At 36.7% G+C, this 18,779-nt stretch carries 14 protein-coding genes; 4 read left to right on the plus strand and 10 right to left on the minus strand.

What is annotated here, in order from left to right:
- Window positions 1-145: 145 nt before the first annotated feature.
- The 6 genes from OVA16_RS15235 to surE all read right to left on the minus strand — a co-directional run bounded on the left by OVA16_RS15235 (window position 146) and on the right by surE (window position 9,351).
- Window positions 146-3,040 carry a prolyl oligopeptidase family serine peptidase gene (locus OVA16_RS15235; RefSeq protein WP_267761067.1) on the minus strand — a complete coding sequence of 965 codons (2,895 nt, stop codon included), beginning with the start codon at window positions 3,038-3,040 and terminating at the stop codon, window positions 146-148.
- An 88-nt stretch (window positions 3,041-3,128) separates the two neighbouring features.
- Window positions 3,129-3,674 (minus strand): GNAT family N-acetyltransferase, encoded by a 546-nt coding sequence (locus OVA16_RS15240; RefSeq protein ID WP_267761069.1) that lies wholly within the window; start codon window positions 3,672-3,674, stop codon window positions 3,129-3,131.
- A 472-nt stretch (window positions 3,675-4,146) separates the two neighbouring features.
- Window positions 4,147-5,940: a membrane protein insertase YidC gene (gene yidC, locus OVA16_RS15245; RefSeq protein WP_267761072.1), complete on the minus strand. Its 1,794-nt coding sequence runs from the start codon at window positions 5,938-5,940 to the stop codon at window positions 4,147-4,149.
- A gap of 20 nt (window positions 5,941-5,960) precedes the next feature.
- Complete coding sequence (locus tag OVA16_RS15250) at window positions 5,961-7,577, minus strand: CTP synthase (protein WP_267761075.1); 1,617 nt, start codon at window positions 7,575-7,577, stop codon at window positions 5,961-5,963.
- A 244-nt stretch (window positions 7,578-7,821) separates the two neighbouring features.
- Window positions 7,822-8,523 (minus strand): SDR family oxidoreductase, encoded by a 702-nt coding sequence (locus OVA16_RS15255; protein ID WP_267761079.1) that lies wholly within the window; start codon window positions 8,521-8,523, stop codon window positions 7,822-7,824.
- A 99-nt stretch (window positions 8,524-8,622) separates the two neighbouring features.
- Window positions 8,623-9,351, minus strand: a complete 729-nt coding sequence (gene surE, locus OVA16_RS15260; protein WP_267761082.1) for a 5'/3'-nucleotidase SurE — start codon at window positions 9,349-9,351, stop codon at window positions 8,623-8,625.
- A gap of 79 nt (window positions 9,352-9,430) precedes the next feature.
- Here surE and OVA16_RS15265 point away from each other — a divergent pair, with 79 nt between their 5' ends.
- The 4 genes from OVA16_RS15265 to OVA16_RS15280 all read left to right on the plus strand — a co-directional run bounded on the left by OVA16_RS15265 (window position 9,431) and on the right by OVA16_RS15280 (window position 12,973).
- Window positions 9,431-10,333: a diacylglycerol/lipid kinase family protein gene (locus OVA16_RS15265; RefSeq protein ID WP_267761086.1), complete on the plus strand. Its 903-nt coding sequence runs from the start codon at window positions 9,431-9,433 to the stop codon at window positions 10,331-10,333.
- Window positions 10,334-10,340: 7 nt separating this feature from the next.
- Entirely contained in the window at window positions 10,341-10,814 is a 474-nt protein-coding gene (locus tag OVA16_RS15270; RefSeq protein ID WP_267761089.1) for a hypothetical protein, read from the plus strand.
- Window positions 10,786-11,646, plus strand: a complete 861-nt coding sequence (locus OVA16_RS15275) for a M23 family metallopeptidase (RefSeq protein ID WP_267761090.1) — start codon at window positions 10,786-10,788, stop codon at window positions 11,644-11,646. The genes OVA16_RS15270 and OVA16_RS15275 overlap by 29 nt, the downstream gene beginning before the upstream one ends.
- Window positions 11,647-11,818: 172 nt before the next feature.
- Complete coding sequence (locus OVA16_RS15280) at window positions 11,819-12,973, plus strand: DUF1343 domain-containing protein (RefSeq protein WP_267761092.1); 1,155 nt, start codon at window positions 11,819-11,821, stop codon at window positions 12,971-12,973.
- Between the two features lie 336 nt (window positions 12,974-13,309).
- Here OVA16_RS15280 and OVA16_RS15285 read toward each other — a convergent pair whose 3' ends face one another.
- The 4 genes from OVA16_RS15285 to gcvP all read right to left on the minus strand — a co-directional run bounded on the left by OVA16_RS15285 (window position 13,310) and on the right by gcvP (window position 18,618).
- A complete protein-coding gene (locus OVA16_RS15285; protein WP_267761096.1) occupies window positions 13,310-13,636 on the minus strand; it encodes a hypothetical protein in 327 nt (108 codons plus the stop codon).
- A gap of 26 nt (window positions 13,637-13,662) precedes the next feature.
- The gene (locus OVA16_RS15290; RefSeq protein WP_267761098.1) at window positions 13,663-14,388 is read right to left on the minus strand and encodes an ATP-binding protein; all 726 of its coding nucleotides are present in this window, start codon (window positions 14,386-14,388) and stop codon (window positions 13,663-13,665) included.
- Window positions 14,389-14,438: 50 nt separating this feature from the next.
- Window positions 14,439-15,119, minus strand: coding sequence for an ATP-binding protein (locus OVA16_RS15295; RefSeq protein ID WP_267761100.1), 681 nt, complete (start codon window positions 15,117-15,119; stop codon window positions 14,439-14,441).
- A gap of 619 nt (window positions 15,120-15,738) precedes the next feature.
- Window positions 15,739-18,618 (minus strand): aminomethyl-transferring glycine dehydrogenase, encoded by a 2,880-nt coding sequence (gcvP, locus tag OVA16_RS15300; protein WP_267761103.1) that lies wholly within the window; start codon window positions 18,616-18,618, stop codon window positions 15,739-15,741.
- Between the last annotated feature and the right edge of the window lie 161 nt (window positions 18,619-18,779).

Consider the following 18,779-nt stretch of genomic DNA (forward strand, 5'->3'; position numbering starts at 1 on the left):
GGCGATTGTAATAACAACTATTTAAATCGGCTTTAGTCATTTCGACTTTAGGAGAAATCTAACATTTGATAGCAATTTGCTAGATTTCTCCTCGTTCCTCGTCGAAATGACGGCTAATGTATGGTTACTGCTAACTGTGAACTGACTAAGGTTTCTCGTCTGTTAGTTCAAAGCCCCAAGTTTTTCCTTTTTCGGTTGCAGGTACACCACTCACCATCCAAACCGGCGCTTTAGCACCTTTCAAATAGTAATCAAAAAATTGCTGTTCACGAATTTGAATATCTTTTCTGTTTTGACGTTGTACCAAATTATGAGCTTCATTGTTGTAATTCAACATCCAAACAGGTTTGCCTAAACGGCGTAAACCAGTAAACATTTCGATACCTTGGTACCAAGGCACAGCTCCATCAGCATCGTTGGCCATTACTACCACTGGAGTTTTAACTTTTGGAAAGTTAAATAAAGGAGAGTTTTGGATGTATAACTCTGGCTTTTCCCATAAAGTTGCTCCAATTCTACTCTGTGTTTTTTCGTATTGGAACTGACGGTTCATACCGCTTTCCCAACGGATACCACCGTAGGCAGATGTCATGTTAACCACAGGAGCACCAGCCCAAGCAGCCGCGTACATATCGGTTACTGTAATGAGGTGGGCCACTTGGTAACCGCCCCAGCTTTGTCCTTGTATACCTATTTTAGTACCATCTACCCAAGCGTTTTTCTTTAAATGTTCTACACCAGAATTGATAAATTCTTCGGCAGATTTGCCTGGATAACCAATTTCGTAGCTGATATCTGGAGCAAAAACCAAATATCCATTGCTTACAAAAAATGGAATGTTTAAACGCGATGGCGTAGGAGCAGGTGCTTGATAAGTGTATAGCCCATCAGAAAGTTTTTCGTAGAAATAAACAATCATTGGGTACTTTTTATTTGGATCGAAGTTTTCTGGTTTGTACAAAATACCTTCAGATTTATAGCCTTTTGGCGTTGTCCATTTTACCAATTCGGTAGTACCCCAATTGTAATTTGCTTGCTGTGGGTTAGTGCTACTAAGTTTCGTAGCTGTTTTAAAATCTTTAGAAATATAAACATCTGGAGAATTGATGTAGCTTCCTTTGTCGTATATAAACAAATCTGCATCTTTTGCTTTTACTAAAGAAGAAAATTTAGCTTTTTCCATTGTCAATTGTTCCGGCAATTTATTATCGTTTATCGCCTTGCGGAAAATGCCGTTTTCTTTCGTAGCATTATTGAAAGCATCAAAATACAGTACTTCATTCTTTTTAAAGAAACGATCGTCACTATTACCACCGGTGTTTCTAAAACCTCTCGATTGCTCTGAACCTACACTTATTCTTTCTACTCGTAAAGTAATATTGTTAGAACGACCAAAACCGATGGTTACATTTCTAGGAGCAGATTTCCCATCTGGAGAGAAGGCCCAAACATCATAACGATCGTTAATTAACACTAATTTATCTTCCTCAGTCCAACCTGCAATACCATAGCTTCTAGCATAATCTGGCACATCATTTTCTTCATCGGCAAATTTTACCGACATATTACTATTCAGTTGCGTTACCTTGCCAGTAGCAGTTTGGTAAGTGTACCAATTGCCATTTTCGTTATTGAAATAAAGTATATATTGCCCGCCAGGCGATGCCATTGCTTGGCCATTTAAACCTTCGATAATTTTTTTGCGGCTACCGTTTTTAATGTCAACCAAGTAATAATCTCTTTTGCTTCCGCCGGTCCATTGCGTAGCAATACGGTTACCAAAATCTGTTGAAGCCAACACATAACTTGCATCTCCTTCGTTCACTAAAGAAGCGTCGGGCATTTTGGTGTCTGTTAGGGGAACAATTTTTGGATCAGAACTATAAACGTCAATTACGCTCAAATAACTTCTTTTAGATTCTCTGTCGGCATTTTTTAACTGCATGGTTTGCAAATAATCATCCTTATAGCCCCATATATCTAGTTTGGCGTTTTCAAAATCAACCAAAGTAGTGTCTTTTGGTTTTTTTTCTGGTGCAATGCCAAAGAATAGTCTAGTGCCATCTTTGCTAAAATTCAATCTTCCATCTGCACTTACAACGTATTTTGTAGGTAAGCCCGGTATTTCGTTATCTACTAACACCTGTGCTGTATCTAAGCTTAACGAATTGTAATAGATGTTGTAATCTTTAATTTCCTTCTTCTCAGGATCTGTTTCGCCCAAAAAAGCTAAATGCTCGCTTTCTTCATCAAAAGTAAAACCTTTAAAATTGCCTTTGTCTTTAACTAGGGTTTTTAAGGTCCACTTTTCTGTATTTAATAAAAATACACCAGGCTTAGCATCTTTGTCTTTTTTAGAACCCGATGATGTGAAAACTAATTGTTTTCCATCATTACTAAAAGCATATTCAGTTACATATTTGTAGGTTTTTTCTATACCTGTAGTTAAATTTTTCACAATCAAATCGGTACCTTCTTTACTTGCAGCAGCACCAGTAGCAGGTTCGTCGGCAAATAAATCGCTGTCATTTTTTTCTGGCGCAGCCGATGACGGTCTTGTCTTTTTAGCCGTATCTAACGGTTTTTCTAAGTTGTAAGCAATAATTGCCGCACCTTTGTCTGGAAATGAAAACGATTTTACACGAGGTATTTTGTTTATGCTTAACGTAGTTAAATTCACTATCGCTAAAGTATCTTTTGTCATTTCATCTGGTTTCTTCTTTTTAATTTTCGCTTGTCTTACATCCTTAAATAAAGGTTTTACAGCTAAGGCAGCAAACTTAGAATCGTTGCTGAAAGATAAGTTTGTACCTCTAGGCACCGTAAGCTTGCGGCCACTAGGTGTAAGAGTTTCCTGAAAATATAGGTTTCCATCTCCTTCTTGTGGACTTATTACAAAGCTTGCCCAAAGTCCGTTGTTGGTTAATTGCTTGCTTCCTACAGATTGCCAGCCATCGTAAACACTGTGGTCTAAAGGTTTTTTTTGAGCAAAAACAGCACTGCTGATGAGCACAAAAAATAAAAAGAGTTTCTTTTGCATGTTGTTTTTATAAATACGGTTAGATTGTTGGTTAAACTGTTCTAAAAATCGCAATAATAGTATCTTAAAGCAAATGTTAAGTGAAATTTTACAAAGTAGATTGGTATTCGTTAGCTAATAATGAAAAACAAATGGAATCTTCATGTTGGCCGTTTTCAAAATAATCTTCTCTCATTATTCCTTCTTTTACAAATCCATTTTTATGGATCAGTTTTAATGATGGCTCATTCCAGGCGGCTATTAGGGCTTCCATTCTGTGCAAAGCCATTTGCTCGAAACCATATTTTAAAATCAGCGGAATAGCCTCTGTCATAAAACCCCTTTTTTTAAAGTTGTCGGCTTTTAAAGAATAGAATAATTCTGCTCTGCTATGTTTCTTGTTCCAAGTATGGAAACCGCATTCGCCAATAATTTGCTTACTTTCTTTTTCTATCAAAAAGAAATATAGGAAAGATATTTGGTAGGTTTCCATGCCGTTTTCGAACATATTTCGATATCTATCAAAGCCAGTTTCATCAATTTCTAATATGCTTCTGATTTCTGCTTTTGTGTGGCTTTCAAAGAGATGATTAATATATTTTGGTGTAACGGCTTTTAGGTAAAGGCGTTTTGTTTCTAGTCGGATATCGTTCATTTGAGTACTAAATAATTGAGATGAAAATAAAGATTTTTAGTTGTTAGCCACGTGTGCGCAGCTATTTTCTTGATGATATACTTTTTTTGGTTATAGTAATATCATCCGTCCTTTCGGCGATAGGAGAAATCTAACAATAAAATAGATTATGCTAGATTTCTCCTCGTGCCTCGTCGAAATGACGACGAAATGTACATCTTTTCTTTTGGTTGATGCTATCATCAACTGAAACTAATTTATTGTTGGTAACAACACCAACAATAGGATGAATTAGTCTAATCAATACGTCATTGCGAGGTACGAAGCAATCTTTAAGTATTTTATTATTCAGCTATTTGTGTGTGGTATTTTTTCAATCCATTTTGGATAACTGTAATATAGATTGCTTCGTACCTCGCAATGACGAGTTAATTGTATAAAAAAAGCACCATTGCTGGTGCTTTCTCTATTATTGTTTTATTGTGATTTGTTGCTATTTTTTCTTCTGGTTAGCTTGTTGTTGTTGCTGACGCATGTATTCTTCTAAACGAGCTTGGAAACCAGTTTTCTTTTTTTCTACTTTAGGTTTTGCTTTGTTTTCTTGTAAAATCGCATGGATTTTATCATCATTTACCATTTTTCTAATAATAAACTGCTGCAAGAAAGTAAGCATGTTAGCCAAGAAATAGTAATAGTTTAATCCTGATGGATAGCTATTTAATACCCCTAAGAAAATAATTGGCATAATGTAACCAATGTACTTCATTTGGCCAGTAGCACCAGAAATTTGATTGTTAAAGTAGGTGTAAATTAATGTTGAAATCGTCATTAAAATACACATTAAACTCAAGTGGTCGCCAATAAAAGGAACATTGAAACCAAAGTTGATAAAGTTATCATAAGTAGATAAATCTTTCATCCAAAGGAAACTTTCGCCTCTTAATTCAAACAAGTTAGGGAAGAAGAAGAAGAAAGCCATTACAAAAGGTAGTTGCAATAACATAGGTAAACAACCACCTATTGGGTTAACGCCAACCTGTTTATACAATTTCAAGTATTCTTGTTGTAAAAGGGTAGGGTTGTCTTCGCCTACTTTAGCTTTAATTTCATCCATCTCTGGTTTTAAAACTCTCATTTTAGCCATAGAAACGTACGATTTGTAAGTTAATGGCGACATGGCAAGTTTCAACAAAATGGTTAACACCAAGATGATTAAGCCGTAGCCCCAATTAAAGCCTTCCAAGAAGTTAAATACAGGTAATACCACAAAACGGTTGATGTATTTTAATGGCCAGTAACCTAAATCTACTTGTTTTTCTATTTCGTGACCTTGGTCTTTTAACACACTGAATTTGTTAGTGCCAAAATAAAATTTGAAGTTATAGTTTTGGGCAGCTAACTGGTTAAATGGCAATTGCATATTAGCGCCATACCATTTAATTTGGCCAGGTTGTGTTAATATTTTCACCTCTAAATTTCCTTTTTCAAACGGAACAGATGGAATTAAAACTGCCGAGAAAAAGTGCTGTTTGAAAGAAAACCATTCGATTTTACCTTCTGTAAGTTCTTTTTTCTCGTCTTTATGTAAATCTAGATGATCTGGAGTTTCTTCTGTATATTTAAAGTAAGGGCCAGAATGCTCTTGTTCTTTTTTGGCATCTTTTTCTTGCTGCAATAAAGTAGTTTCCCAATTTAGGCTTACGTTGTTGCCTTGTATAACTTGGTTTAAGCCATTAAGATTAATGTTAAAATCTACATTATAGCTATTTGCAGGAACTGTGTAAATGAAATCAATTGTTTTATCTGCACTGTAATTGGCACGCATGGTAACACCATTACCTGTTTTGGTTGCAGTAAAATACAAATCATTAGTATTGATGTTTTTACCACCAATATTTAGGTTTAAGCCAAATTTATTTTGATTACCATCAAACAAAACTACAGGCTTATTGCCATAAGTTTTTTGGTTTTTAACTTCAACTGCTTGAATTTTACCACCTAAATTGCTAAATGTAATTTTTAGATCTTCGTTTTCTAAAACTGTAGTTTGCTCGGTTCCGGTAATGTTTGCCCCAAAAGGACCTTTAAGTGCTGCTGTATCAACCGTTTTTACAGTTTCTACTGCCGGTTGAGGTGTTGTAACTGGTTTTTTTAAACCTGCGTTTTTAATAGAGTCTTGTACTTGTTTTTCTCTCTTAATTTCAGCTTCTGATGGTCTCATGAAGAAAACGCCACCCGCTAAAATTATCATGATCAAGAACAGACCCGTGAATGTATTTCTATCCATTATACTGTTTTATACTGCTATTAAATTGCCTTCTTTTTTACCTGCTCCATTGCAGCGGCCACAAATTTAATAAAAAGTGGGTGAGGATTAGCAACTGTTGATTTTAATTCTGGGTGAAACTGTCCGCCAATAAAGAATGGATGGTTTTTAAGTTCCACAATCTCTACTAACTTACTTTCTGGATTAATACCCGAAGCAATCATTCCTGCCTCTTCGTATTGCGCTAAGTATTTGTTGTTGAACTCGTAACGATGACGGTGTCTTTCAGAAATATGTTGTTTGCCATAAGCGGCAAAAGCTTTAGTTCCTTTTTTGATATCGCATGGATAAGCACCTAAACGCATGGTACCACCTTTAGAAGTAATATTTTTTTGCTCTTCCATCATATTTATCACTGGATGAGGTGCATTTTCATCGATTTCAGTAGTATTAGCATCTTTCAATCCCAACACATTTCTACCAAATTCGATTACGCAGCATTGCATACCTAAACAAATACCGAAGAAAGGAACGTTATTTTCTCTTACGTATTTAATGGCTTCAATTTTTCCTTCTATACCGCGGCTACCAAAACCTGGTGCTACTAATACGCCATCTAAATGACCTAATTTCTCTTTTACGTTATCTGAGTAGATACTTTCTGACGGAATGTATTCTACACGAACTTTGCACTCATTTTTAGCGCCAGCGTGAATAAATGCCTCTGTAATAGACTTGTAAGCGTCTGGCAATTCTACATATTTACCTACTAAACCAATATTAACTTCGGAGGTGGGGTTTTTTAAACGACCTAAAAAGTCTTTCCAGCTTTCCATGCTTGGCTCTGCTTTTGCAGGTAACTTTAGCTTACTTAATACTGTTTTATCTAACTGCTCTTTGTACATTAATAATGGTACATCGTAAATGGTAGATGCATCCAGAGATTCGATTACCGCATTGATATTTACGTTGCAAAATAAAGCAATTTTTCTTCTAATATCTTGACTGATATGGTGTTCTGTTCTACAAACTAAAATATCTGGCTGTATGCCATACTCTAACAATGCTTTAACAGAGTGTTGCGTAGGTTTGGTCTTTAACTCGCCAGCGGCAGCTAAATAAGGTACTAGGGTTAAATGAATAACCAAAGCATTGTTATTGCCTTCTTCCCACTTAAATTGACGTACAGCTTCTACAAACGGTAACGATTCGATATCGCCAACGGTACCACCAATTTCGGTAATTACAATATCGTATTCGCCGCTTTCGCCCAAAATACGCATGTTACGTTTAATCTCATCGGTAATGTGCGGTACCACTTGTACAGTTTTACCTAGAAATTCTCCTTGGCGCTCTTTATTAATTACATTTTGGTAGATACGGCCAGTAGTAATGTTATTGGCTTGTGAAGTAGGCACATTTAAGAAACGCTCATAATGGCCTAAATCTAAATCGGTTTCGGCACCATCTTCAGTTACAAAACATTCGCCATGCTCATAAGGATTTAACGTTCCTGGGTCAATGTTGATATAAGGGTCGAACTTTTGAATGGTTACTCGGTAACCTCTGGCTTGTAAAAGTTTAGCTAAAGATGCGGAAATGATGCCCTTACCAAGTGAGGAAGTAACACCGCCCGTAACAAAAATATACTTAGTCATGAATGAATTTTTGGTGCAACAAATACATTTTGTTGCTTTTTGTACGGGATACAAAGGTACGAAAATATTGCTTGTGTTTTTGCGCTGTTGATAATATATTTTTAGCAGCGGCAATAGGTTGACCTACAAATGATAATGTACAAACAAGGCTTGTTTATAATTTCTCAACAGACTTAGAAAAGCCACAGATGCACAGATATTTATTATAAACTTTAAAAATATCTGTGCATCTGTGGCTAATAAACTACTTTGTCTTAGTCGGTCTTACTTCAATTTTTGAAGGCAATACATTAGGATTCAAATTCAATAAATCTACTACCATCTGACCTAAATCTTCTGGTTGTATTTTCCATCCATCGGCATCATTTGGTTGGTGATCATTAAAGTGAGAAGTTACCGAACCAGGCATAATAGTCGTTGTCTTTACATCATATTCTCTCAAATCTAGCATAGCCGCTTGCGTAAAACCAACAACGCCAAACTTAGAGGCATTGTAGCCAGCGCCATTTGCAAAGAAATTGGTTCCTGCTAAACTGGCTATAGAAATATAGTAACCTTTGTTGGTCTTTAACTGCTCAACGCTTGCTTTTAAGGTATGAAAAACACCAGTTAGGTTGGTGTCAATCATTGCATTCCAATCTTCTAAACTTAACTGATCGATAGGGGCAAACTTACCTACACCCGCATTAGCAATAACAATATCTAGTTTACCAAACTTATTTACGATTTCCGAAACAGCAGCTTCTTCATCCCCATAGTTAGCTACGTTAGAAGCAATGGCTAGTACATTCTCACTACCTAATTCAGCTTTTGCTTTTTCTACATCAGTTAATTTTCTACCAGAGATAGCCACCTTTAAACCTGCATTAATCAATGCTTTAGCTATACCGAAACCTATTCCTTTTGTGCCGCCCGTAATGTAGGCTACTTTATTTTCTAAACTCATATAATTATACTTAAAATTAAATTCAAAAGTGCGAAATCAATATATATTCAATGTTTTTTAGATGTAAAATAAGTGGTCAGTTGCTTACTGATACCTTAACTACTGATCACTCAATTTTTCCTTCAACCTCCGTTCATCAGTTAAGTCTAACCGTAATGGGGTAATAGATACGTAATTGCGCTCCATTGCCCAACGATCACTATGTTTCTCTGCTTGATCTAGCGACCTGACAGAAATCCAAAAATTCTTTCTTCCCATTGGATCTTCTCCTGGAATTACCGTACCGTCATACAAACTTACCGATTGCCTAGTCCACATCATATCAATTGGCTCTTTTGGGAAATTCACATTGTAAAGTGCCACTTCCTTAGTTTCAAAAAGCAGATTTAAACTTCGTTCTACAAAGGGAGTTAGCCGATTAAAATCAGGTTCTGTTTTACCTACAGGTGTACTTAATGCAATGCCCTTAACTCCCAATAGTACTGCTTGTTTTGCAGCAGCTAATGTACCCGAATGCCACATCGAATTACCTAAGTTTGGCCCCATGTTGATACCTGATAAAACCACATCCGTGTCTGGATACATGTGTAAACCTAAAGCCACACAGTCGGCTGGCGTGCCATTTACACGAAAAGCCTCTATACCTTCAAAAGTGATAGGTGATTTTTTATAGGTTAATGGCCGTGAATGGGTAATGGCATGCCCCATAGAAGATTGTTCCACATCTGGCGCTACAGCTCTAACCGTCCCAAATTTTAAAGCCGTTTGTGCTAATGCTGCTATACCTGGACTATATATGCCATCATCGTTTGTGATTAAGATATTCATATTCATCAAATTTTAGTGATGTATTAAAAACTATTATAAGGCTGTTATTGTTGACAACAAATGAAAATAGATATTCGCCATGAAGATACAAGAGACTAAAATTCAATTGGTACACAACCCAACAGCAGGCGCAGAAGAGCACGAAGCTGAGCATTTGATGGAGTTATTACAAGCGGCGGGTTATAAGGGTAATTACTCATCTTCTAAAAAGAAAATCCTTAAAAAAGTAGCTGCTGATGTGAAATATATTGCAGTTGCGGGTGGCGATGGCACCGTTCGAAAAACGATTTTAGCTATGCTTGATAAAAAGCTGAAGTACAAGAGGCCAGTAGCTATTTTGCCTTTAGGTACTGCGAATAATATTGCTAGTTCTTTAGCTATTGAAGAAAATCTACGTTTAAATGCAGATACCTGGAGAAATGAGAAATTTCAAAAATTGGATATTGGGGTTGCCAAGACCCGTAAAGATGAAGAACATTTTATAGAATCCTTTGGTTTTGGTTTGTTTCCGGCGTTAATTAAATGGATGGACGAGCAACCTAGAACACCAGCTGAAGAACCAGATGATGAAGTAAAACAAGCTCACAATGCCTTATTGCATTTAGCCAATCACTACGAACCTATAAGGGCATCGATGGTTTACGATGGAAAAGAAGTAAGCAATGAATTTCTGATGATTGAATTGTTGAATATTTCTCGATTAGGTCCTAAACTGCAATTAGCAAAAGCTGATCCAGGCGATGGCTTACTAGAATTAATAGCAGTTAAAGCCAGTCAACGTCCAATTTTGATTAAATATTTTGAAGAAATAGTTGCCGGCAACAAGCCAGTATTTCCAATTAAGTCTGCAAAAGTGAACCAGATTAAAATTTCGGTAGATACTAAAGATATTCATGTAGATGACGAATTAAAAGAAGTGAAATCCCCTAATTGGAACATCAGTGTTTTGCCAAATATGATGGATGTAATCTTAACAAAATAGATTTAAAATGAAGTTCAGACCACACTATTTCTTGATTCTCATTGCTGTTATTTTTGCTTGTAAAAGTGGCCCATTCAATTTATTGAAACCTGCATCTCCACATAAAGAGTATGAAAGAAAGTTAGTTAGTGCGGGTTTAGAGCGCAATACAATGGGTAAAGCTTGGATAGTTAAGGCAAATAATTTATTGACAAATGCGGTCGGCATCAAACTTCCTTATAAAGAAAGCGGTTATTTTGCTGCTGATAAAGTTGATGGTGCTGGCTTTAAGTTTAGCTTGCAGCGAGGACAAATGCTTACCGCAAGATTAACTAAGCAATCTGTTAATCAGTTTTTGATCTATATGGATTTTTGGGAACGTAGTGAAAATGGAGAGTTTAAAGTGCTAGCTTTTGCCGACAGTTTAGGGGCGGAATTACAATGGGAGGCCAAAAGAAGCGGCGAGTACTTTTTTGCGCTTACAGCCAGAGTTATTAAGTAGTGGCTCTTATAGCTTGGAGTTGGTTGTCGGTCCGTCCTTGGCTTATCCCTTAAAGGCAGTAAATAGAAAGCAAATTCAAAGTTTTTTTGGTGTAGGTAGAGACAATAATACACGTAAACATGAAGGAATTGATATTTTTTCGGCTTTTAGAACGCCAGTATTGGCTATTGCCGAAGGAACGGTTACTCGCGTAAACGAAAACAACTTAGGTGGCAAAGTGGTTTGGTTTAGTCCAAAAGGGAAGGACTATAGTTTATATTACGCACATTTAGATGAACAAATTGCGACCACTGGTCAGCAAGTTTTAGTTGGCGACACTTTAGGATTGATGGGGAACACAGGTAATGCCAAAACTACACCTCCGCATTTGCATTTCGGGATTTACACCAGCCAAGGAGCAGTAGATCCGCTGCCATTTGTTGATCCATTGATTCTGCCAGCACCAAAAATCAATAGTGATATTGACAAACTAAATACCACCTTACGCACTTTAAATAAACCTATTGAAATTGCTGATAATCAGGAATTAGCTAAGCCTGAAATTTTGAAACAAAATACAGTGGTACGGGTATTAGCCGCTGTTGGAAATCATTATAAAATTGAACTGCCCAATGGTAAAACAGGTTACGTTGCCAATAAATCTTTGGTAGAAACTACAAAACTCAACGCACTTACAATTGCGGATCATCGCTCGTTATTAGACTATCCAAATCTAGTAGCGGGGATTAAGACAACCTTGACTGCTGGGCAAACCGTAAATGTATTGGGCAATTTTGAAAATTTTCAATTGGTAAGCACAAGTGATGGAAAGATAGGATGGATTAGTTTATGATAACTAAACTTGATGTTAGCTATTAAAGTTGCAAAAAACCGCAAAAACAAGTAAAATCTGTTATGCTTTTAAATTTTGTTGATTATCTTTATCATTCAATCAAATAGATAACCATGAAATTGTTTTCTTTTTAGCTATTGCTACGCTTTTACTTTCCTGTTCGCCAAAAATTATGGCAACTAAAACCGACGCCAATAATTCGGGCATTAAAACTGGCGCAGAACAAACGGAATTGTATTTACCCTTGCTAAAAGGCAAAAGAGTTGCTGTATTAGCTAACCAAACTTCTATTATTGGTAAAACCCATTTGGTAGATAGTTTACAGAAACTAGGGGTAAACATTGTAAAGGTATTTGGGCCAGAGCATGGTTTTAGAGGCAATGCAAGTGCGGGTGCCAAAGTAGCCGATGAAATAGATCAGCAAACAGGTATTCCAATTATCTCGTTGTACGGCAAAAAGAACAAGCCAAGCACAGCAGATTTGGCCGATGTGGATATTTTAATCTATGATTTACAAGATGTGGGTGTACGTTTTTATACCAACATTAATGCTTTATCTCGTTTAATGGAAGCTTGCGAGGCGAGTAAAAAAACTTTATTGATTTTAGATCGTCCAAATCCAAATGCGTATTTAATTGATGGACCAGTGTTAGATATGAAATATAAATCGGGCATTGGCATGTTTCCTATCCCAATGTCGCACGGTTTAACGGTGGCCGAATTTGCACAAATGGCCAATGGCGAAGGTTGGTTAACCAACAAAGTAAAGGCCGATTTAAAAATCATTAAGGTGGCCAATTATAACCACGATATGCCATACACTTTGCCCGTGCCGCCATCACCAAATTTGAACACACAACAATCTATTTTGCTTTACCCAAGTGTATGTATGTTTGAGGGTGTATATGTAAACCACGGCCGCGGCACTTACGATCCTTTTACGATTTTGGGAAGCCCAGCTTATAAAGGTATTTATAGCTTTAGCTTTACACCGAAAAGCATTAAAGGCATGGCCGAAAGTCCGATTTTTATGGATGAGGTTTGCTATGGTATCGATTTACGCAATTACGATACGGAGCAGTTAAGGAAAAGCAAAAAGATTAATTTCGAGTGGATTAAAGAATTGTACAAAAATCATCCTAAAAAAGAGCAGTTTTTCGAATCGAAGTTTAGCAACCAAATGAACAACATCGAAATTCAGATTGGTAGAGGCGACTTTAGGCAACAAATTATTGATGATGTACCTATCGAAACCATTAGAGCGGGCTGGGAGCCGGGATTGAAAGCTTACAAGGAGATGAGGAAGAAGTATTTGCTGTATCCATAAATATTATACACTATTGCGCATTTGCTTATGAGAGTCGCGTCATTCTCACGCATGTGGGAATCCTAATGCATTAGCTATTTATTACACAATTCTCATAACCATACCTAATTAGGCTGAGCATGACGATTGACAATTCTTAAATGTAAAATTAAATTCAAAAAAATATAAAAATATCCTTATTTGTACCAAAATGTAAAAATAAGCATGTAAAAAATAGCTTGTTTTTACATTAAAAATTCCAAAACTCTATTTTACTATTCTTATTTGATCCAGAACGTAATCTTGCAATTGCATTTGCTTAAAACCAATGTTGGCGGTACTCGCCAGCGCCATCTATTATAGTTTTAAAATGTGCAAAGGGACGTTTTTAGCCAAAGCATTTAACAATTGATTGCTTAAATTTTTGTTGCTGAGCTGTTGGGCAAACTCATCCATTATTTCAAAACTCTCGCGTGAACTTGGTTTGTTGATGAGAATGAAATTCCTTTTGTCTTTTTTGATTTTTGCCAAATCCTTACCATAAAATTCTTCTAGGTCATCCACTGTTTCTTCAAAGTCTGGAATATAAACCAGCTCGCCAGTTTTAATATTGTAGTAGCAGCAAAAGCCATAATCTAATTGTTCTGCTATTTCTTTGATTTGTGAAAGTGTTGGCGCTGTCATTTTGGTATTTTATAATAACAAATAGGCTAATCGTTTAGCCACATTGATTTTTTAACGAGTGTTACTACGCCAATATTGTAGGCATAAATAGCTGCAGGTACAAAAGTAATGTTTACATCGTCTATGGTTTTATTGCCAGCTAAATCAATAGTAGTAACTAAAGTTGCCTTAAATTTATTTTGGTTGCAAAAATTTAGCAAGCTATTTAACGCTTGCGGTTTTTCGAAATACCGGTTACTCCATTTAACTTCTACACACCATTGGGGTTTAAATAATTTGTGATCTATCAATACAATATCAACTTCTCCTTCTGTACGACCCATTTTCCATCTGGCATATTTTAAGTCAAGGTTTTCCCTATGCATCCATTGCGAAAATATGGCAGTCTCAACCATGTTCCCTGTTTCGCTGTCTGTTTCTTGAATAGGAGAGAACAAGGCTGTTCTTAATGATGGATTGGTTAAGTAAACTTTAAAATTGGTAATCCGTTTAAATTTTTTAGCGTTTACATCTATTTTATGAATTACCTTAATTAAAAATGCGGCTTCCAGATATTCCAGATACTTTTTGATGATTTCTTTTTGAATGCCGCTATCTTTTGCTAAACGCTCAAAAGAAAATTCATTACCCGTGTTATAGGCCAGGTAGCTAAAAAAGCTATTCAATTCTTGAACATCTTTAATGCCATACAAACTTGGTAAATCTCTCAATAATACTTTATCTACAATGTCATTTTTAACATACCTGCCCATGTCGCTCTGTATCTTTTCAGATAAAACAACCTCGGGGTAGCCACCAAAATTTAAGTAATGGAAAAACTCTTTATTAAGTGCTTTATTGTCGTGAGTAGTAAAAAAGGGATTTCCTTGTCATCATACTTAATAGATTTAGCCTGCATTAAATGCCCTAAATCTTTTAAGTGTATATACTCGTGAAAAGTGAGTGGAGGTAACATAAAATCAGTAAATCTGCCAGCTCCACTTTCAGAACTTTGCAGACGTAAGGCAGCAGCAGCAGATCCAGAAACTATAAATTTGGTTTTGGGATAAAAATCTACCAGTACTTTAAGGTGTCTTTCCCAATCTTTTAAATACTGAATTTCGTCAAAAAACACGAAACAGTCTTCTAAGTTATTTAGGGCTACAGCATCTTTGGCTAACAAGAGTATTTCTTCTAAACCTAACTGCATATAAATAGGATTATCTATACCGATGAAAAAGATTTTTTTAGGAGCAATATTTTCGGCCAATAATTCTTGAATGGCATGAAACATCATTACAGTTTTGCCCACACGGCGTGGACCCATTAAAACTACAGCTCGTTTAATCTCCGTTTCTTTTACAAAAGGATAAAATAACTTAAAATATAGCCTTTTAGACATTTCGGTGTACGCTTGCTGTACTTGCCCCGTTAGCCACCATGGGTTTTCATATTGCAAACGCTCTAATCTTTTTGCTGTCGGAATAGATGTATTGAAATCCATAAAAACATTTAATTTTACCTAAATGTAAAAATAAGAAGATAAAAATAAGCTTATTTTTACAAAAAACGTAATAATAAGTTAAATTTAAGATTTATTTTAAGTTAATTTGACAATAACTATTTAGAAATTCGCCTCCTTCGTATTTGCCAGCTCGACTGATAATCATAATGCGCTAAGCAATAATTTGGGTATACACGAAACATAAAATTAGCTTTGGTTTATGCTCCCGCTGATTACACGGAAAATAAATATTTAAATCGGGAAAGTTGTATTTCTCTGCTATTTTTGATAAAAATTGTACTGCTGTCTTGTTCTCATACTTTATTTACCAAATTTTTAAAATACCCATATTCTTTATCTACTAAAATTCTTCTGTCAAGGTAAACTTTTCTAAAAGAGTTAAGGTACTGGAAGTGATCCTTCGATAAGCTCTAGATGACAAACCTTGGGAATGACAAATCTGAACACAAAAAAATAACCCGAACTTTTGCTCGGGTTATTGGTGTTTTGAATGATCCTTCGAAAAGCTTTCCGATAAATCGGAACAGGCTAAGATGACATTCTTTCAAAGTTGTTAACTATGAGGGAAAATTGTCAATCGTAATTCTAAAATCTAAAATCAAACTAAGGCTTCTTCTTCTATATAGCTTTCCAACGGAGGGCAAGCACAAATCAAAGAGCGGTCGCCATGACTATCATTTACTCTGCCCACCGAAGGCCAGAATTTATAAGCAGCTACGTAAGGTAATGGAAAAGCCGCAGTTTGACGGCTGTAACCGTGGTTCCAGTCGTTTCCAGTTACTACAGCAGCCGTATGTGGTGCATTTTTTAATGGGTTGTCTGCTTTATCTAAGCTGCCTGCTTCTACTTCGCTAATTTCATTTCTGATGGCAATTAAAGCATCGCAGAAACGGTCTAACTCGTGCTTAGGCTCACTTTCAGTAGGCTCAACCATTAAGGTTCCAGCTACTGGGAAAGAAACGGTAGGGGCGTGGAAACCATAATCCATTAAACGTTTGGCAATATCAACCACCTCGATACCGAAGTTTTTGAAGCCACGGCAATCTAAAATCATTTCGTGTGCGCAACGACCATTTGCACCAGCATACAACACTGGAAAATGTTGCTCTAAACGAGCTTTCATATAGTTAGCGTTTAAAATGGCATATTTGGTAGCATTGGTTAAACCCTCGGCACCCATCATAGCAATGTAAGCGTGAGAAATTAACAAGATACTTGCCGAACCCCAAGGTGCAGAAGATACCGCTGGGATAGATTTTCCTTTTTCGATATTTACCACCGCATGGCCAGGTAAGTAAGGCACTAAGTGTGCTGCTACACCAATTGGGCCCATACCAGGACCACCGCCACCGTGTGGAATACAGAAGGTTTTATGTAAGTTCAAGTGGCAAACATCGGCACCGATATTAGCCGGACTAGTTAAACCAACTTGTGCGTTCATGTTAGCACCATCCATGTAAACTTGTCCGCCGTGTTGGTGGATAGTTTCGCAGATTTCGATGATACTTTCTTCGAAAACACCATGTGTTGATGGATAAGTAACCATTAAGCAAGAAAGGTTTGCCGAATGCTCTTGCGCTTTAGCTTTTAAATCATCAACATCGATGTTGCCATTGGCTAAAGATTTAACGACAACGATTTTCATTCCGGCCATTGCTGCCGAAGCAGGGTTGGTACCGTGTGCCGAAGCAGGAATTAAAGCAATATTACGGTGATGATCGCCTCTGTCTTGATGATAAGCACGGATAACCATTAATCCTGCATATTCGCCTTGTGCACCTGCGTTTGGCTGTAGGCTCATGGCCGCAAAACCAGTAATTTCACTTAACCATTTATCCAGCTCATCAAATACAGTGTAATAACCCAAAACTTGATCTGCTGGAGCAAATGGATGTATATTTCCAAACTCTGGCCAAGTTACTGGGATCATCTCTGTAGTTGCGTTAAGTTTCATGGTACACGAACCTAAAGCAATCATTGAGTGGCAGAGCGATAAATCTTTAGTTTCTAATGATTTGATATAACGCAACATTTCATGCTCAGAGTGATGAGAATTGAAAACTGGGTGCGTTAAATACGTTGAAGTACGTTGTAATTCTGCTGGAATTGTAGTACTTACTTCGTCTACTACTACCACGCTATCTGTAGCAATGGCTTTAACTTTAGAAAAGATACGAACCAATAAGCTAACATCTTCAAAATTGGTAGTTTCGTCTAATGAAATCGTAGCTTTGGTGCCTTGGTAGTTTAAGTTGATGTTGTTGTCTAAACAATCTTTGTGAATAGCACCTTTTAAATCGCTCAGTTCTACTTCAATAGTATCAAAATAAGCGTTATTATTCACTTGGTAGCCAATTGCTTTTAGCGAATTTGCTAAAGAAACCGTTAAACCATGGGTACGTTCGGCAATTAATTTTAAACCTTTTGGACCGTGATAAGCAGCGTAAAAACCTGCCATAATAGCTAATAAAGCTTGTGCAGTACAAATGTTTGAAGTTGCTTTATCTCTACGGATGTGTTGCTCACGAGTTTGTAAAGCCATGCGTAGCGCATAGTTATCGTTGCTATCGATAGTTACACCAATGATACGACCCGGAATTGAACGTTTGTACTCATCTTTAGTGGCGAAGAAAGCAGCGTGTGGACCACCAAATCCCATCGGAATACCGAAACGTTGGGTAGTACCAACAACTACATCTGCACCCCATTCTCCTGGAGGAGTTAATAAGGTTAAGCTTAACAAATCTGCAATTACAGTTAATTTTACATTCTGTGCGTGTAATGCAGTAGCTAAATTTTTATAATCATAAACTTCACCATTACCTGCCGGATATTGTACAATGGCACCGAAAAATTCAGCTGTAGGCTCAAAGTTTTCGTGGTTGCCAATTACCAATTCGATACCGAACGGGTTAGCTCTAGTTTTTAAAATATCGATAGTTTGGGCAAAGATGGCTTCAGAAACGAAGTACTTATTTCCTTGCTCTTTTTTGCGCAAGCTGTATTGCATAAACATCGCTTCGGCAGCTGCTGTACCTTCGTCTAAAAGAGAAGCATTTGCAATTTCCATTCCCGTTAGGTCTATTACCATAGTTTGGAAATTTAACAAAGCCTGTAAACGGCCTTGTGCAATTTCTGCTTGGTAAGGGGTGTACTGCGTGTACCATCCTGGGTTTTCTAATACGTTACGTAAAATTACACCGGGGGTGATGTTGTTATAATATCCTTGGCCGATGTAAGATTTGAAAACCTTGTTTAGAGACGCAGTTTGTTTCAAAGCCTTTAAGTAATCAACCTCAGACTTTGCCTCTGGCAAATTTAAGCCTTGTTTTAATCTGATACTCGCCGGAACCGTTTGCTCAATCAATTCATCTATAGAATTAACGCCTACAGTTTCTAACATCGCCTTAGTATCGGCCTGGTTTGGCGCAATATGACGGTCTTTAAAGTTCTCTTGGTAATGGATGTTTAAGCTCATTGAATGCTAGCATTTTTAATGCCGCAAAGGTAAGTATTAAAAAGGAGATATTATCGTAACAAATCCTTAATAAAAGTCATTTTTGAGCTGATAAAGTCTATCGCTTTTGTAGTTAAAATGATAGATTTCTCTACAGAAAGATATTAAAATTTTCTGATAAG

The organism is Pedobacter sp. SL55, assembly GCF_026625705.1.
Taxonomy (GTDB): domain Bacteria; phylum Bacteroidota; class Bacteroidia; order Sphingobacteriales; family Sphingobacteriaceae; genus Pedobacter.

Coding starts and splice junctions, on each gene's coding strand:
- OVA16_RS15235 (WP_267761067.1), bottom strand. CDS start 3,040: ATGCAAAAGAAACTCTTTTTATTTTTTGTGCTCATCAGCAGTGCTGTT.
- OVA16_RS15240 (WP_267761069.1), bottom strand. CDS start 3,674: ATGAACGATATCCGACTAGAAACAAAACGCCTTTACCTAAAAGCCGTT.
- yidC (WP_267761072.1), bottom strand. CDS start 5,940: ATGGATAGAAATACATTCACGGGTCTGTTCTTGATCATGATAATTTTA.
- OVA16_RS15250 (WP_267761075.1), bottom strand. CDS start 7,577: ATGACTAAGTATATTTTTGTTACGGGCGGTGTTACTTCCTCACTTGGT.
- OVA16_RS15255 (WP_267761079.1), bottom strand. CDS start 8,523: ATGAGTTTAGAAAATAAAGTAGCCTACATTACGGGCGGCACAAAAGGA.
- surE (WP_267761082.1), bottom strand. CDS start 9,351: ATGAATATCTTAATCACAAACGATGATGGCATATATAGTCCAGGTATA.
- OVA16_RS15265 (WP_267761086.1), top strand. CDS start 9,431: ATGAAGATACAAGAGACTAAAATTCAATTGGTACACAACCCAACAGCA.
- OVA16_RS15270 (WP_267761089.1), top strand. CDS start 10,341: ATGAAGTTCAGACCACACTATTTCTTGATTCTCATTGCTGTTATTTTT.
- OVA16_RS15280 (WP_267761092.1), top strand. CDS start 11,819: ATGGCAACTAAAACCGACGCCAATAATTCGGGCATTAAAACTGGCGCA.
- OVA16_RS15285 (WP_267761096.1), bottom strand. CDS start 13,636: ATGACAGCGCCAACACTTTCACAAATCAAAGAAATAGCAGAACAATTA.
- OVA16_RS15290 (WP_267761098.1), bottom strand. CDS start 14,388: ATGGGCAGGTATGTTAAAAATGACATTGTAGATAAAGTATTATTGAGA.
- OVA16_RS15295 (WP_267761100.1), bottom strand. CDS start 15,119: ATGGATTTCAATACATCTATTCCGACAGCAAAAAGATTAGAGCGTTTG.
- gcvP (WP_267761103.1), bottom strand. CDS start 18,618: ATGAGCTTAAACATCCATTACCAAGAGAACTTTAAAGACCGTCATATT.